The following is a 14,161-nucleotide window of genomic DNA, read 5'->3' on the forward strand; positions in this document are numbered from 1 at the left end:
ACGCGTTCTCACAGCAGATGCGGCTTCGGGCCGCGAAGGAGGCACGGACGATGTCGAACAGCGCGAAGATCGCCATTGGGGGAGTGGTCGTAGCGGTCATCCTGATGCCGTTCATCGGTTTCTGGCTGTCGTTGCTGGTTCTGGTCGGAGTTCCGGCGATCGCGTACCTGCTGCTGGACCCCGGCCAGCGGCGCAGGCTCCGCAGGATCACCCGCAAGGAGATTGGCCGCTGAGAGGGACGGCTCCGCGTCGCGCGGGGCTCGCGCGGCAGTGACCGTGGTGATCGGGAACGAGATGTATTCGTTCACCGAGCCGAGCCCTCTCACGCACTGGAGCGCGCGGAGGCCCGCAGGGGCGGACGGCATCGGGGGCCCGACGGAGAGTGCGTCTGCCGAGTCCCCGGAACCGGGCTCAGACCGGCCGTACCGCGAGTGCGTCCAGAGCCTCCAGGAGGCAGGGCAGTTCGGTGCCGCGCCCGACCGGCAGCACCTCGCCCGGCTCCTCGTCCAACAGGATGAATGCGATGTCGTCGGTCCGGGCGACCAGTGACCAGCCGGGGCCGTCGGCGCGCAGCATCCGGGCGTCGCCCGTGGCGAAGGAGGACCGGACACGGCCGGGCGGCGGCGGGGCGTCGACGTAGTCCTGAGCCTGTGCGAGCGCCCGCCGTACACCGGGGTGCACTCCGGGAGGTGCGTCCGTGGCCGCCCTCCCGGATTGCTTCTCGGACCTCTTCTCGGCGGCGGCTTCGGACCTGTCGACGGCTTCAGGCCCGGTCTCGACGTCCACCTCGACCTCACTCTCTACCTCAGGTTCAGACCCGGGTTCGGCGGCGGGCTCGGCTCCGGTATTGTCCGTGCCCGCCGGAGTGCTGAAGGCCGTCTCATCGTCGATCTGCTCGCGCCAAGTGGTCCACTGGTGCGCTATCTCGTCCGCTCCCATGCGTCGCTGGGCCGGTCCCCACGACTCCGTGTCGGGCGGAGCCAGCGCCGCCGGGGCTGTGCCCTCGGCCTCCAGGTCCGGCAGCGGGTCGTGCGGCGCGGCCACGCCCGGAGCGGCGACCGCTACCGGGAGGGGCCAGCCGGGCAGCGCGCAGACCACCGAACGGTCGTCGGGCGAGAGGTCGTACTCCATGCCGCAGTCCCAGGCCGCGATCGCGACGGCGACCAGCGACACGTCCTCGACGACGACGGTCCACCGCGCACCGCTGCCGTCCTGGCCGAGGACCAACCCGTATCCCTCGGCGTACGGCTCGACGGCGAGCGCCGCACAGGCGGCCGGGTAGTCGTCACCGAGGACGCTCGGGAACTGTGCCGGTGTCAGCAGCACCGCGGTCAGCACATACAGCGCGTCGTCGTCGGCGACCGTGTCGTTCGGCGCGGCCACGGCACCCTCCTCGTCCGTCGTCGTTGTCCGTCGGCGCACCCTAACGAGTGAGTAACCCACTCGTCGAGGCCCTGACAAGCGAAGACGTCAGCTCCGTGGCACGGTGGACGGCACTCCTCATTCGGCGGGTAGACCGAGCAGCGTACGGGCCACTGTCTGCGGCGACTCGCCGCGCTCGCGCGCCAGCGCGATGACGGCCCGGCAAGCCAGTTCGCTGACACCGAAGGAGAGTGCCTCGGGCGACACCCAGCCGCTCGCCTCGTCGATCCGTGCCTGATCCTCCTCCACGGATGCCGAGACGAAGGTGGCGGCCGCCTCGAAGAGATTGTGCTGCTTGCGCCGGTCCTCTTTGGAAGGTTCCGCGGACTGATCCCCCTTGCGGTCGGGGGTGACAACCCTCCGCAGGCTTCCGATTATGTCGATCATGGAGACCGCCTTCCCGAGGAGCTGCACGTCTGTGGCTTGCCCGTAACTACATGACTACATGCGGTGTTCCCCGCCGACGTAGAGTTGGACCTTCGGCCGATACAAGGGGGCAGAGCGGTGAAGCGGTACGACCGGCTGAAGGAGATTCGGCGTCTCGATCCGGAGGGGGACTTCCTTCGAATCTACCGGATCATGGCCACCTATGAGTTCCCCTGGGACATCGCACGCGCACTGGAACTGGCCCTCTACCGCACCTATGCCGTGCCGAGCATCGGCCGACTCCTCGCGCAGACCGCCGAACTGACCGACTGTTCACAGAAGCGCTACGACGACACCGCACTGCTCCTAGACGCGGTGCTGGAGCACGGCTTCGACAGTGACTCGGGGCGTACGGCCCTCCGCCGGATCAATCAGATGCACCGCAGCTACGACATCAGCAATGACGACATGCGCTATGTGCTGTGCACCTTCGTCGTCACCCCGAAGCGTTGGCTCGACAACTACGGCTGGCGCCGGCTCTCCGACCACGAACTGCGGGCGTGCGCCGCCTACTACCGGACCCTGGGCGCGCACATGGGAATCAAGGAACTGCCGCGGACGTACGAGGACTTCGAGCGCACCCTCGATACCTATGAGGCCGAACACTTCGGATGGGACGAAGGGGGACGCCTCGTCTCCGACGCCACCCTGGACCTGATGGGTTCCTGGTATCCGCGCCCCCTGGCCTCTGTCGCGCGCAAGGCCGCCCTCGCGCTGCTCGACGATTCCTTGCTGCGGGCATTCCGGTACGAACGCCCTGGTTCCGCGGCCCGTAATCTCACGCATGGGGCTCTACGGCTGAGGGCGCGGGCGGTACGACTCCTGCCGCCGCGTTCCGCACCGCATTACGCCCGGCAGAACCCGGAGATCAAGGGATACGCGGACGGCTACGAGGTCTCCGGGCTGGGGACGTTCCCGCTTCCGGGCGTCGGCGGCTGTCCGGTCCCGCACAACCGGCGCCCCGAGCTGCCCGTCGAGTGAGCACGAGGGTGCGGGGCGGGCAGGTCAGGACGTCCGCGAGGCAAGGGCGAGGAACCGGTCGTCCTCGTCGGTGTATACATCGAGCCGCCAGCCCGAACGTGCCAGCAACGGGCGCAGGTTGGGCTCGGCCCGCAGATCGTCGTCCGTGATCGGGCGGCCGTGGCGTGCCGCGAGGGCGGCTCGCCCGATGGGGTGGAAGAGTGCCAGCCGTCCGCCCGGTCGTACCACTCGTGCCAGCTCCGCCAGGTCGGGACCGGGGTGCGACAGATGGGAGATCAGCCCGGCCGCGAATACCGCGTCGAGCGCCCGCGATCTCAGGGGCAGACGGGCGACGTCGGCGAGGAGCAGCGTCCCTTCGCGGTCGCGCCCCGCCCGTACCGACGACTCCAGCATCGCCGGTGTCAGGTCCACGCCCAGGACTGTGCCCTGCGGCCCGACGGCCGTTCGCAGGGCGGGAAGTGCCCGTCCCGTGCCGCAGCCGGCGTCGAGTACCGCGTCCCCCGGGCGCAGCGAGAGGGAGTCGGCGGCGGCAGCGTAGGCGGGCCCGTCGTCGGGGAAGCGGGTGTCCCAGTCCGCCGCGCGCGCTGTGAAGAAATCCTGGACGTGCGTGTGGTCGTCGGCCATACGGACATGATCGCGTAGTTACCGACGGAGCGAAACGTCGGGAAACGCGGTGGGTGTTCGAACACTGGGCGATCGTTGGTCGGACCGCCCAGGCCCGCCCGTGCGGTTGCCGGACGGGACGAGCACCTACTGCGCGAGGTGATCAACCGCTTACGAGCCCTCCGGGGCCGTGCGGGCCCCGCCTCCCCGCTCCGACGGAATGGAGGGGGCGAAAGGGCCCGCGCCCGTTGTACGTTTTCCCGGTCAGACGTTGACGCCGTAGTCGGAAGCGATTCCCGCCAGACCCGAGGCGTAACCCTGGCCGACCGCACGGAACTTCCACTCCGCGCCGTGCCGGTACAGCTCGCCGAAGACCATGGCGGTCTCCGTCGAGGCGTCCTCGCTGAGGTCGTAACGGGCCAGCTCGACGCCGTTCGCCCGGTTCACCACGCGGATGAACGCGTTGCGGACCTGGCCGAAGCTCTGCCCACGGCTCTGCGCGTCGTGGATGGAGACCGGAAAGACGATCTTGGCCACATCCGCGGGGACCGTCGACAGTTCCACATTGATGGACTCGTCGTCGCCCTCGCCCTCACCGGTCAGGTTGTCGCCGGTGTGCTGGACCGAACCATCCGGGCTCGTGAGGTTGTTGTAGAAGACGAAGTGCAGGTCGGAGAGGACCTTGCCCGCGTCCGAGCACAGCAGCGCACTCGCGTCCAGGTCGTGGTCCGCGCCCGTCGTCGTCCGTACGTCCCAGCCCAGGCCGACCGTCACTGCGGTCAGGCCGGGTGCCTCCTTCGACAAGGAGACGTTGCCGCCCTTGGCCAGGGTCACACCCATGAAACATCCTCCATTGATCCAGTGGTCCAGCGATGTGGTGAACGGCGCTGTTTCGGCCGTCACCAGGTCAACGACGGCGTCGTGACCATGGTTCCCATGCTTGCGCAAGCCCTGAAGTGAACGTCTGCGAGGCGTGCCGTACGTTGGTGGGCCGGGCACTAAGCCAGCGGGTCGGTGCGGGGCCCCTGCGCATCGGTCTCCTTCATGGCCTTCGCCTCACTCTTCAGGATCCGCATGGATTTGCCCAGGGCTCGGGCCGTGTCCGGCAGTTTCTTCGAGCCGAACAGTGCGATCACCACGATTGCCACGATCAACAGGTGCCAGGGTTCGAGGCCGTTGCGCAACATGTGCGTCCCGCCCTTCCTTTCGGTGCTTTGGCCGGTGTTTCCGCTCGGCGTCCGCAGACAGTGCTTCAAGCTGACTATGAGCAGGTCGGATGATCCACTCGAACATCAATGCTTGCTACATTGCGCAACTGTACAACCATGGGGTGGTGAAGCACGTCTTACCTCATGGACAGCGGACGGACGGGGTGGCCGATGACGGGAAGTCGCAAAGCGGGAGCGGGCAGGGGAAGGGGAGCCCGGCTGCGGCGGACAGCCATGTTCGGGCTGTCGTTCCTCGTGCTGCTGGTCGCCGGCGTCGGGTGGGGCTACCTCAAACTCGGCGGCAGCATCGACACCTTCAGCGCGGACGGGATCTCCGGCGACCGGCCGCCCGGTTCCTCGCAGGGGCAGAACGTCCTGGTCGTCGGATCGGACTCGCGCTCGGGCGACAACAGCAAACTCGGCGGCGGCACGGGCGCGGTGGGGCGCTCCGACACCGCGTTCCTCCTCCATGTGTACGGCGACCAGAAGCATGCGGTCGCCGTATCCATTCCACGTGATGCGCTGGTCGACATCCCGGCGTGCAAAGGGCCCGACGGCCGGTGGACCGCGCCGCAGCACAACGTGATGTTCAACGGGGCGTTCTCGGTGGGGGAGACCGCCGAGGGAAACCCGGCCTGCACCCAGAACACCGTGGAGCATCTCACCGGCCTGCGCGTGGACCACACCGTCGTCATCGACTTCGCCGGATTCTCCGCGCTGACCTCGGCCGTCGGCGGCGTACCGGTGTGCCTGCCCCAGGAGATCTACCAGCGCGACCTCAGCCCGAAGCGGCCCACCCGAGGGGCCAGGATCTTCGCGAAGGGCCCGCAGACCGTCTCAGGGCAGCGGGCACTCGACTACGTCCGGCTGCGGCACGGCATCGGTGACGGCTCGGACATAGGGCGAATCAAGCGACAACAGGCGTTCGTCGCCGCGCTCATCAAGAAGGTCAAGTCGCAGGGACTGAACCCCACCACTCTGCTGCCCCTGGCCAATGCGGCCACCGACGCGATGACCGTCGACCCCGGACTCGGATCGGCCGACCGTCTGTTGTCGTTCGCCATGTCGATGAAGAAGATCGACCTGCACAACACCAAGTTCGTCACCGTCCCCTGGCGATACGAAGGCGCACGCGTCGCGATCGTCGAACCGGACGCAGACGCGCTCTGGGCCGCGCTGAAAGCCGACCGTACGGTCGACGGCAAGGACGCCAGCGGCAAGGGGTCGGGCAAGTCATCGGACAAGGGCGACGGGAAGGACAGCGGCCCCGCGTCGCCCGCGGCGGACGTCCCGGTCTCCGGCAAGGGAATCACCGTCGCCGTCTACAACGGAACCACGGTCAGGGGGCTCGCCGCCCAGGCAGCCGAGCTCCTGCGTTCCCGGGACTTCACCGTCACGACCACGGCCACGGCGAGCAGCCAGGACCACACCTCGACCGTCATCGAGTACGGGCCGGGGCTGCGGGAGGAGGCGGAGACCACCGCACGGCTCTTCGCCGGAGCACGGACGACCGCGTCCGACACGGCCGGAATCCAGGTGATCCTGGGCAGTTCCTACGCCCAGAACCCATCGGCCGCACCCGGATCACCGCCGCCGTCCACCATTCCGTCCACCGTCGCCGACGAGGCCCGGTCGGCCGACGACGACCCGTGCGCGGACCTTTCCTACGGCTGACCGGCCACCAGGAGCGGGGACACACCCCTCAGCACGGTGTCCCGGCAGTCCGGAGCTGTAGCACCGGGTGACGGGGCGCCGCGAAGTCGTACGACTCGTACAGCGCGGCCCCGTCCTCGGTGGCGTTCAGAGCGACCAGCGTGACTCCGGCTTCCTCGCGGAACCAGCCGGGCAGGGCGTCGAGGCAGACCCGGGCATGACCGAGGCGGCGCCGGCGGGGATCGGTGCTCACATTGGAGACGTGCCCCTGCAAACCGCTCAGGTTCGCCGGGCCGGGGGCTGCCTGTCGCACGTCCCGACCGCACTGGAGACGACGCCGAGTGCGGGATCATCGACCAGGAACGCGGCGAACACACCGGGTTGGCGCAGCCGCTCGGCGAACCACTCGGCGGAGGCCGTCCGCCACGGCGCGTCGGGGCCCGCCCGTCTCCACCTCCATCTCGGCCAGCATCAGCCCGCGCAGCCTTACCGGGGCGGGCACGTCGTCGAGCGTGGCACGGCGGGCACGTACCACCTGCCCGCCACCGGGGCCGGTATTCAGGTCGGACTCGGGGCGGTCGATGCGCGACGGGATCATGAGTGGCTCCACTTCCGCTCGTAGCGGGTACGGGCCGCCCGCAACCCGTATGCGTACAGGGCCAGCACCGTTGCCAGCAACAGGTAATAGAGCGGTGGCAGCGCGCTCATGCCCAGCAACCCACCCAGCGGGGTGAGCGGCAGCAGCAGGCCGACCACCGCGAGACCGCATGTGGCCAGCCGCAACGGGCCGCCGCTGCGACCGCCGGCAACGCGTCCACCCGTACGGAGCAGCAGCATCACCAGGGCCTGGGTGAGCAGGTTCTCGGTGAACCATCCCGAGTGGAAGGCCTCCTGCCCGCCGGATGTCGCGGAACCGTGCAGCGCGAAGGCCAGCACGGCGAACGTCGCCAGGTCGGCGGTGGCGTTCAGCAGGCCGAACCCCGTGATGAAGCGGAGGAAGTCGCGCGGACGCAGCACCGTTGGCCACCGCAGCACCTCTGACGCGGGCCGGTCGAAGGCGAAGGCGAGCTGCGCCACGTCGAAGCACAGGTTCTGCACCAGGACCTGCGCCGGCAGCATCGGCAGGAACGGCAGCATGAGACCCGCCGCGAGCATCGCGATGACGTTGCCGAGGTTCGACGAGAGCGTGATGCGTAGATATGTGGCGATGTTCCCGCTGCTGCACCGGCCCGCGGTGATCGCGTCATCGATGGCCGCCAGGTCCTTCTCGGCCAGCACCACGTCCGCGGTCTCCCGCGCCACATCGACCGCGTTGCGCGGGCAGATGCCGACGTCCGCCGCGTGCATCGCGGGCAGATCATTGACGCCGTCACCGAGGAACCCGGTGGTCCGCCCGGCAGTACGCAGCGCGGAAACGATCCGTGCCTTGTGCTCCGGTGTGCAGCGGGCGAAGACCGTGACCCGGTCGACGGCCTCCGCGAGTGCCCCTTCCGACAGCGCGTCGATCCGCTCCGCCGACATGACCTCGCCCGGATCGAGGCCGAGATCCCGGCAGGCACGGGCGACGGTGCCCGGATCGTCACCCGTGAGGACCTTCACGGCGATGCCCCGGTCCTTCAGCGCGTCCAGCGCATCGGCCGCGCTCGGTGTGAGTGCGTCCCGCAGAGCGACGAAGCCGAGGAACGTCAGTCCCCTTTCGTCGGCCGCTGTGTACGCACGCGGCCGGGCCGGCCGATCGGTACGGGCCACGGCGAGCAGTCGCAGACCGTTCGCGGTCTCCCGGGCGGCGAATTCGCTCAGCCGGTTCCGTTCGGTCTCGTCCAGCGCGCACCGTTCGAGCACCGCCTCGACCGCTCCCTTGGTCACGAGCGTGTGCACGCCGAGCCGTCCGGGTCGGCGGACGACCGCGGTGGCGAGGCGGCGTACCGGATCGAACGGCAGCGCGGCGACGCCGTCGTACGCGGACAGCGTCTCCTCCCGCTCCTCGGCCGCGTCCAGCACTGCCTCGTCGAGTGCGTCGGGGGCCGGTAGATCGGCGAGCTGCAGCGTCCACAGAGCGTTCACGGCGGCCCAGTGGAGCGCCTCGGGATCGGAGTGGCCCGACGCGTTGAGCGAACGTTCGACGACAGGCCGGTCCTGAGTGAGGGTCCCGGTCTTGTCCACGCACAGCACATCGATCGCACCGAGGTCGTGCAGCGCGGGCAGTCGCTTGACGATGACCCCATGGTCCTTGGCGAGCAGCGAAGCGCCCCTGGCCAGCGCCGTCGTGACGATCACCGGCAGCATTTCCGGAGTCAGCCCGACCGCCACCGCGACGGCGAACGGCAGCGTTTCGAGGCCTCGGCCGCGCAGCGCCGCGTTGGCCATGAGCACCAGTGGCGGGGTGAGCAGCATGAAACGGATCAGCGTCCAGGAGATCCCATGCACCGAACGGTCGAAGGCGCTCGCGCCGCGGCGGCGCGCCGAACCGTCGTACGCGGCGGCGAACCGGGTTTCCGCACCCGTCGCCGTCACCACCGCCGTACCGCTGCCGGACGCCACGCTGCTGCCTTGGAAACACAGCTCCGGCCGAGCGAACAGTCCTTCCTGGTCGCGGCCCCCGGTGTCGGCGACTCGGGGCCGTGACGGCGTGTCGACGGGGTGCTTGGCGACCGGCGCCGACTCCCCGGTGAGCGCCGACTGATGAACGGTCAGGCCACTCGCACGCAACAGCCGCACATCGGCGGGCACGAGATCCCCCGGGCCGATCCGGATCACATCGCCCGGCACCAGTTCCCCGACCGGCAGTTCACGGGCCCGCGGCGCGGCGTCCGGTCCTGCCCGGCGCAGTACGGTCGCGGTGGTCGCCACCAGCTCCCGCAGTGCGGCCGTGGACCGGTCCGCCCGATGCTCCTCCGCGGAGCGCAACAGACAGCTGACCACCACGAGCACCAGCGTCACGCACGCCGTGCCCCAGGAGGCCACCGCCGCCGAGACCAGGCCCAGACACAGGAGCACCGAGGTGAAGGGATCACGCAGACTGCGCAGGAAGCGACGGGGCCAGGAGACCGGACGCCAGGCCGGCAGCGTGTTCTCGCCGAATCGCGTCAGCCGTTCCCCGGCCTGCTCCTCCAGCAGCCCCCGCGGTCCGCTGTCCAGCGACCGGAGAACCTGAAGAGAGGTCGGTGCGGCGACCGAGGAGGCGACAGGTGCGGCATCCGCGGCGGCGCCCCGGCCGGCTTTCGCGCCCGCCATCGGCACGACGACGGCGGACGGGCCGTCGGGATCGGTGCTGCCGGGACCTGCGGCGGCACTGCTCTCAGGCACCGAGCCCACGGACACGTGAGGCTTGCGCGGGCGCGTGACCGGCGCGCTCCGCGAGCTGGCCGACCATCAGCCGGACGACGGTCACCACATCGGGGTCGTCGACCAGGTACACCTGTCGGCGTCCTTCGCGCCGGGACCGTACGAGACCTGCCAGTTTGAGTTTCGTCAGATGCTGGCTCACCGACGGAAGGGTGCCGCCGACCCGGTCCGCGAGTCCGGTCACATCGCTCTCGCCCTGGGACAGGGCCCACACGATGTGCAGCCGTGCAGGCGTCGCCAGCAGGCCGAAGGCCGCTGCGGCCTCCACCAGTACCTCCGCGGGCGGATCCTCGAAACCGCCGTCGGCAGCTGTCGACACTCTTGCTCTCCCTGTCCGCGTGGCCCGATTCCTCGCACCCGAAGTATCCAGTGTAGGCGCCGGATGCCCGCTGTCCGCAGGCTGCTCGGGCAGCCTGCGGCAGCGGACCGGCCCTTGTGCGCATGACCGGGAGCGGCGGACATGTTCCGGAAGGTGTGTCGGATTGTGGACCGATCCGGGCAGCAAATGGTCCAGAACGGTCACAACACCAAAGAATCGATCTCGCCCCGCGACGCAGGTTCTTGTTTGCCATGCTGCCGGCCTGCGCAGGCGGGAAGACAGCGTGTGCTTGCCGACCGTTCGCGGGATCACGGCTCTCAAGGCAGCTCTGACCTGCGCATTCGATGTTTGGGGACTCACTGTTGAGAGAAGTGGCCGATGCGTTCCGAGCACACTGACGACGCATACGGAGAGACGGCCGGAGTGGCCGCGGAGACCGATGCTCTCGCACTGACGGTATGGGTCGCCGGAGGCTTGGGGTCGGGAAAGCGACGCTGGTCGGTGCCGTTAGCGAGATCCGGTTGCTGCGGACGGAAGAAATTCTCAGCGAGGCGGGGCGGGCGGTCGACGACACGGACGGGGTCGATCAGAAGACCACGACCACCGTCGCCAGGGACTTCGAACGGATCACCATCCCCTCCGGCCTCTCGCTCTATCTGTTCGGCACGCCGGGGCAGGACCGCTTCTGGTTCCTGTGGGACGAATTCCTGTGCGACGCGCGCGACCGGGAGTCCGGCGAGGAAGTCCTGATCCGCATGGTCGAGTACGCCGGCCGGATGCACACCGCCCGGCTCCTCGACGCGGTGAGCTGACCCTCCCGGGCGCTCCGCCGCCTTCTTCCCACGGGTCCCGACCAAGCCACATGACGGAGTAGTGCTTGCCCCCACGTGACCAGTGCGCAAGGCTTACGGCAACGGGGCACGGGGAACGTATGAGCGGGGAGGAGCGGGGAAATGGCGCTGGACAGGGGACTCGACTGGCTCCTTGACGACCTCACGAGCAGGGTCGAGCACATACGGCACGCGTTGGTGCTATCGAACGACGGACTGGTGACGGGGGCGAGTACGGGGCTGGCCCGCGAGGATGCCGAGCATCTCGCCGCGGTCTCGTCCGGGTTGCACAGCCTGGCCCGTGGGTCGGGACGCCACTTCCGGGCCGGGAAGGCCCGGCAGACCATGGTGGAGTTCGACGAGGCACTGCTTTTTGTGACGGCTGCCGGGGACGGCAGCTGTCTGTGCGTGCTGAGCGAGGCCGAGGCCGATGTCGGTCAGGTCGCCTACGAGATGACACTGCTCGTCAACAGGGTCGGTGAGCATCTGGGCGTCGCCGCGCGGCAGGCAGCGGGCGAAGGGGCCGGCCCCGTCTGATCAGGCGTTGTTTGATGCGGGTGGTGCCCGATCCATCCACTTCTGATCCGTCTGCGGAAGTTTTCCACAGGGCGAGCGGAGAGATTCTCTTCCGGGTTACGGTGCTCACAGAGAGTAACCGAGTCTCACGGGAGAACGTCATGGCTGTTGCTGAAGACGTGTGCACGGAGCCCGCCGGTGCGAAGGCGGCGAGCCTGGTCACCGAAGGCACGCTGGCAGTGAGTACAGCGGCCCAGGAACTCCGGGTGAAGCGGGGCGAGTTCGCGATCGCCGTGCATCTGGGGCTGATCCGCCTGACGGCGCGACCGGACGGCGGAAGGCCGAGGGTCGGCTGCGGAGAGATCGACCGGCTCCGGTCGCAGGACGGGTTCCCGGAGGCGCTGCGGGAGAAGGTGCGCACGGTCGGGACGGCAGAGGGGGCTCAGCAGCTCGGGATCAGTCCGGACCGCTTCACCAAGCTCGCCCGTGCGGGATGCTTCACGCCGATCACGTTCTACCTCAATCGGTACCGGGCGATTGTCTGGCTCTATCTCGCCGACGAGCTCGCAGGGTTCGCCGCCCGCGAATCCCGGCTCCTGGCGGGCAGGAGTCCGGCATGGCTGCTTGGCCGGTTGGAGGGAGGCGCCGACTGCCGGGCGCGCAACTGGCGCTCGCGCCGGGTCGAACGGCTGCTGAGCCTGACGGAGGAACCCTGGGCCCGCGCGGCCGTGCTCGCGGACACGCTGGACCCGGTGCAGTTGGCGGAGGTGGTCGACGATCCGTACGAACGTGCGTACCTCGCCAGGCTCCGGCCCGAACCGGCCTTCGGGCCGACTGGTCCGGCACTGGCGCGAGACACCATGGCTCACCTGATGCAGGCCGACGAACCGGACGAGATGCTGTGGCGGCGGGTGACCCTGATCATGGAGTTGGACAACGCGCGGGAGACCCGACCGGCTCCGAGCCCGCGCGGCGAATGGCGCGACTTCCCGCGCCCGGGGAACGGGCGCGCATCGCACGCCGAGAACGGGCACGCACCCGGGCCGCACTCCCGAGCTGATGCCGGACCCGTTCCGGCGCCCGCTCCCACCCCGTCATCCGCCCCCGTTCCGGCGCCTGCTCCCGCTCCGGCCCCGGCGTCCGTTCCCGCTGTCCCACCATGTCCCGGTGCGGCGCCCGGCCCTGACCACGCGCCGACAGGCGTGGCAGAACCCGCGCTCGGGCTGCTTGCCCGGATCGGTCTGCGCAGGCGCGCATCCAGGGCTGAGGGGCGGGGGCACTCCGGGCCGGGGCGCGTGCCGTCCGGCGCATGACACGGCGGATGCCGTCTGCCGCGACCGATGCGCAACTGACGGACGGATAAAGGACTTGCGGAGGGAAGGAGTTCTCGTGGAGGGAGGAAGTTCTCGCGGCCGAATAAAGAACTCGCGAAGGAAGAACGGCACCGGCATCCTGGCTCCCATGCTGATCAGGGAAGCCACCACCGAGGACTGGCCCGCCGTCTGGCCGTTCTTCCATGAAATCGTTGCCGCGGGTGAGACCTTCACGTACCCACTCGATCTCGACGAGCAAGACGCCCGCTCCTGGTGGCTCCTCAAGTCGCCCAACCGTACGGTTGTCGCGGTCGACGACGACGGGACGATCCTCGGCACGGCCAAGATGAACAACAACCACATGGGCAATGGCTCGCACATCGCCAGCGCCAGTTACATGGTCGACCCCAAGCATTCGGGGCAGGGTGTCGGGCGGGCCCTGTGCGAGTACACCCTGGAGTGGGCCCGTGCGTCAGGGTTCAGGGCGATGCAGTTCAACGCGGTGGTGGAGACGAACATCCACGCCGTAGGGCTCTACCATTCGCTCGGTTTCGAGATCCTGGGAACGTTGCCGGAGGGTTTCAACCACCCGGAACAGGGCTTTGTCGGGCTGCACATCATGCACCGCCGTCTCTGACGGAGCTCTCGCCAGTCTCTCCGCGCCATCCGCGTCCTCCGCTCGCCTTCCCGCGCCGCTGACCACGTGGTCCCATACTCCACACGTATCCGTCGTGTCCGAACCAATGGTGATGTATGGGTAGTTGATGCAAATGGTGTTCCGTGGGGCGGGTGCGCACGGCGTCGGCAGGGGCAGTACTCTGCGCCCCACCGCCATTCGGGCGATGAAACACATGCGGAGGAAGAATCCATGACCATACCCAGGAGATCGTTGCGTGCTGCGGGAACACTCGCGGCCGCTGCGGTTGTCGGCCTGACCGGCGCGGTGCTCACCGCCGGCCCGGCCGCAGCTCACACCCCCACCTGGGCCGTGACCTGTTCCGAGGTGAACCTTGACCTGACCGCCTACAACGGCAACGTCACCAACCAGGTGACCGTCACTGTCGACGGCAAGGATCTTCTGCCCACCGAGACCTTCGGCAAGGAGTTCCACAAGAAGCTCGAGCTGCCCGAGCACGACAAGGAGCTGACGGTCCACCTCGTCGTCAAGGCCGGCGACGGCGACAACTTCTCGCGCGACGAGACCAAGACGGCACCCGTGTGCGAGGGCGCCACCCCGCGGCCCGCGCCGTCCGAGGGCACGCCGTCCCCAGTTCCCTCCAAGGAGGCGCCCGCCGCGAGCGCCACGCCCAGCGCGGCGCCTTCGAATTCCGCTCCCGCCGTGGTCCCCCCGAGCCCCAGCTCGCCGGACCTGGCCGAGACGGGCTCCTCGTCCGCCACTCCGATCATCGCCGGAGCGGCCGTGGCCGTGCTGCTGGCGGGCGGCGGCATCATGTGGTCCGTGCGCAAGCGCCGTACCGCACAGCACTGACGAATGAGCCGGTGGACCTGACGCAGGGCTAGGCCCAATACCGGTGACTTTGAGGG

Annotated in this window: 15 protein-coding genes and 1 pseudogene; 8 read left to right on the forward strand and 8 right to left on the reverse strand. The window is 69.1% G+C overall.

Features of this window, described 5'->3' with window-relative positions:
* The first annotated feature begins 50 nt into the window (after positions 1-50).
* Positions 51-233, forward strand: coding sequence for a hypothetical protein (locus OG611_RS38445; RefSeq protein ID WP_266431015.1), 183 nt, complete (start codon positions 51-53; stop codon positions 231-233).
* Between the two features lie 178 nt (positions 234-411).
* On the opposite strand, the gene OG611_RS38450 is transcribed toward OG611_RS38445, so the two are convergent.
* Positions 412-1,383, reverse strand: a complete 972-nt coding sequence (locus tag OG611_RS38450) for a hypothetical protein (protein WP_266431017.1) — start codon at positions 1,381-1,383, stop codon at positions 412-414.
* Between the two features lie 117 nt (positions 1,384-1,500).
* Positions 1,501-1,809, reverse strand: a complete 309-nt coding sequence (locus tag OG611_RS38455) for a hypothetical protein (protein ID WP_266431019.1) — start codon at positions 1,807-1,809, stop codon at positions 1,501-1,503.
* Between the two features lie 117 nt (positions 1,810-1,926).
* Here OG611_RS38455 and OG611_RS38460 point away from each other — a divergent pair, with 117 nt between their 5' ends.
* The gene (locus tag OG611_RS38460) at positions 1,927-2,829 is read left to right on the forward strand and encodes an oxygenase MpaB family protein (RefSeq protein ID WP_266431021.1); all 903 of its coding nucleotides are present in this window, start codon (positions 1,927-1,929) and stop codon (positions 2,827-2,829) included.
* A gap of 24 nt (positions 2,830-2,853) precedes the next feature.
* Here OG611_RS38460 and OG611_RS38465 read toward each other — a convergent pair whose 3' ends face one another.
* From OG611_RS38465 to tatA, 3 genes are all read right to left on the reverse strand, one after another.
* Positions 2,854-3,453, reverse strand: coding sequence for a class I SAM-dependent methyltransferase (locus OG611_RS38465; RefSeq protein ID WP_266431023.1), 600 nt, complete (start codon positions 3,451-3,453; stop codon positions 2,854-2,856).
* A 243-nt stretch (positions 3,454-3,696) separates the two neighbouring features.
* Positions 3,697-4,272 carry a TerD family protein gene (locus OG611_RS38470; RefSeq protein ID WP_266431025.1) on the reverse strand — a complete coding sequence of 192 codons (576 nt, stop codon included), beginning with the start codon at positions 4,270-4,272 and terminating at the stop codon, positions 3,697-3,699.
* Positions 4,273-4,430: 158 nt separating this feature from the next.
* Entirely contained in the window at positions 4,431-4,619 is a 189-nt protein-coding gene (tatA, locus tag OG611_RS38475) for a Sec-independent protein translocase subunit TatA (RefSeq protein ID WP_266431027.1), read from the reverse strand.
* 255 nt (positions 4,620-4,874) lie between these two features.
* Between tatA and OG611_RS38480 the strand changes: the two genes are divergently transcribed.
* Positions 4,875-6,314, forward strand: coding sequence for an LCP family protein (locus tag OG611_RS38480; protein ID WP_266431029.1), 1,440 nt, complete (start codon positions 4,875-4,877; stop codon positions 6,312-6,314).
* Between the two features lie 28 nt (positions 6,315-6,342).
* Here OG611_RS38480 and OG611_RS38485 read toward each other — a convergent pair whose 3' ends face one another.
* From OG611_RS38485 to OG611_RS38495, 3 genes are all read right to left on the reverse strand, one after another.
* The gene (locus tag OG611_RS38485; RefSeq protein ID WP_266431031.1) at positions 6,343-6,606 is read right to left on the reverse strand and encodes a hypothetical protein; all 264 of its coding nucleotides are present in this window, start codon (positions 6,604-6,606) and stop codon (positions 6,343-6,345) included.
* Between the two features lie 281 nt (positions 6,607-6,887).
* Positions 6,888-9,608, reverse strand: coding sequence for a magnesium-translocating P-type ATPase (gene mgtA, locus OG611_RS38490; RefSeq protein WP_266431033.1), 2,721 nt, complete (start codon positions 9,606-9,608; stop codon positions 6,888-6,890).
* Positions 9,592-9,957: a metalloregulator ArsR/SmtB family transcription factor gene (locus tag OG611_RS38495; protein ID WP_266431035.1), complete on the reverse strand. Its 366-nt coding sequence runs from the start codon at positions 9,955-9,957 to the stop codon at positions 9,592-9,594. The genes mgtA and OG611_RS38495 overlap by 17 nt, the downstream gene beginning before the upstream one ends.
* A gap of 378 nt (positions 9,958-10,335) precedes the next feature.
* Between OG611_RS38495 and OG611_RS38500 the strand changes: the two are divergent.
* The 5 genes and pseudogenes from OG611_RS38500 (at position 10,336) to OG611_RS38520 (ending at position 14,105) form a co-directional block, all read left to right on the forward strand.
* Positions 10,336-10,769: pseudogene (locus tag OG611_RS38500) on the forward strand (ATP/GTP-binding protein).
* Between the two features lie 141 nt (positions 10,770-10,910).
* Positions 10,911-11,324 carry a roadblock/LC7 domain-containing protein gene (locus OG611_RS38505; protein ID WP_266431037.1) on the forward strand — a complete coding sequence of 138 codons (414 nt, stop codon included), beginning with the start codon at positions 10,911-10,913 and terminating at the stop codon, positions 11,322-11,324.
* Between the two features lie 140 nt (positions 11,325-11,464).
* On the forward strand, positions 11,465-12,616 hold the full coding sequence (locus tag OG611_RS38510; protein ID WP_266431039.1) for a DUF6397 family protein: 1,152 nt from the start codon (positions 11,465-11,467) through the stop codon (positions 12,614-12,616).
* A 148-nt stretch (positions 12,617-12,764) separates the two neighbouring features.
* Positions 12,765-13,253 carry a GNAT family N-acetyltransferase gene (locus tag OG611_RS38515; RefSeq protein WP_266431041.1) on the forward strand — a complete coding sequence of 163 codons (489 nt, stop codon included), beginning with the start codon at positions 12,765-12,767 and terminating at the stop codon, positions 13,251-13,253.
* Positions 13,254-13,484: 231 nt separating this feature from the next.
* Positions 13,485-14,105 (forward strand): LAETG motif-containing sortase-dependent surface protein, encoded by a 621-nt coding sequence (locus OG611_RS38520; RefSeq protein WP_266431043.1) that lies wholly within the window; start codon positions 13,485-13,487, stop codon positions 14,103-14,105.
* Positions 14,106-14,161: the final 56 nt, after the last annotated feature.

It is taken from the genome of Streptomyces sp. NBC_01363, from assembly GCF_026340595.1.
Lineage (GTDB): Bacteria > Actinomycetota > Actinomycetes > Streptomycetales > Streptomycetaceae > Streptomyces.

What these genes read in the sequence shown, in the direction of transcription:
- OG611_RS38445 (WP_266431015.1), top strand. Translation starts at nt 51, where the DNA reads ATGTCGAACAGCGCGAAGATCGCCATTGGGGGAGTGGTCGTAGCGGTC.
- OG611_RS38455 (WP_266431019.1), bottom strand. Translation starts at nt 1,809, where the DNA reads ATGATCGACATAATCGGAAGCCTGCGGAGGGTTGTCACCCCCGACCGC.
- OG611_RS38465 (WP_266431023.1), bottom strand. Translation starts at nt 3,453, where the DNA reads ATGGCCGACGACCACACGCACGTCCAGGATTTCTTCACAGCGCGCGCG.
- OG611_RS38470 (WP_266431025.1), bottom strand. Translation starts at nt 4,272, where the DNA reads ATGGGTGTGACCCTGGCCAAGGGCGGCAACGTCTCCTTGTCGAAGGAG.
- tatA (WP_266431027.1), bottom strand. Translation starts at nt 4,619, where the DNA reads ATGTTGCGCAACGGCCTCGAACCCTGGCACCTGTTGATCGTGGCAATC.
- OG611_RS38480 (WP_266431029.1), top strand. Translation starts at nt 4,875, where the DNA reads ATGTTCGGGCTGTCGTTCCTCGTGCTGCTGGTCGCCGGCGTCGGGTGG.
- OG611_RS38505 (WP_266431037.1), top strand. Translation starts at nt 10,911, where the DNA reads ATGGCGCTGGACAGGGGACTCGACTGGCTCCTTGACGACCTCACGAGC.
- OG611_RS38510 (WP_266431039.1), top strand. Translation starts at nt 11,465, where the DNA reads ATGGCTGTTGCTGAAGACGTGTGCACGGAGCCCGCCGGTGCGAAGGCG.
- OG611_RS38515 (WP_266431041.1), top strand. Translation starts at nt 12,765, where the DNA reads ATGCTGATCAGGGAAGCCACCACCGAGGACTGGCCCGCCGTCTGGCCG.
- OG611_RS38520 (WP_266431043.1), top strand. Translation starts at nt 13,485, where the DNA reads ATGACCATACCCAGGAGATCGTTGCGTGCTGCGGGAACACTCGCGGCC.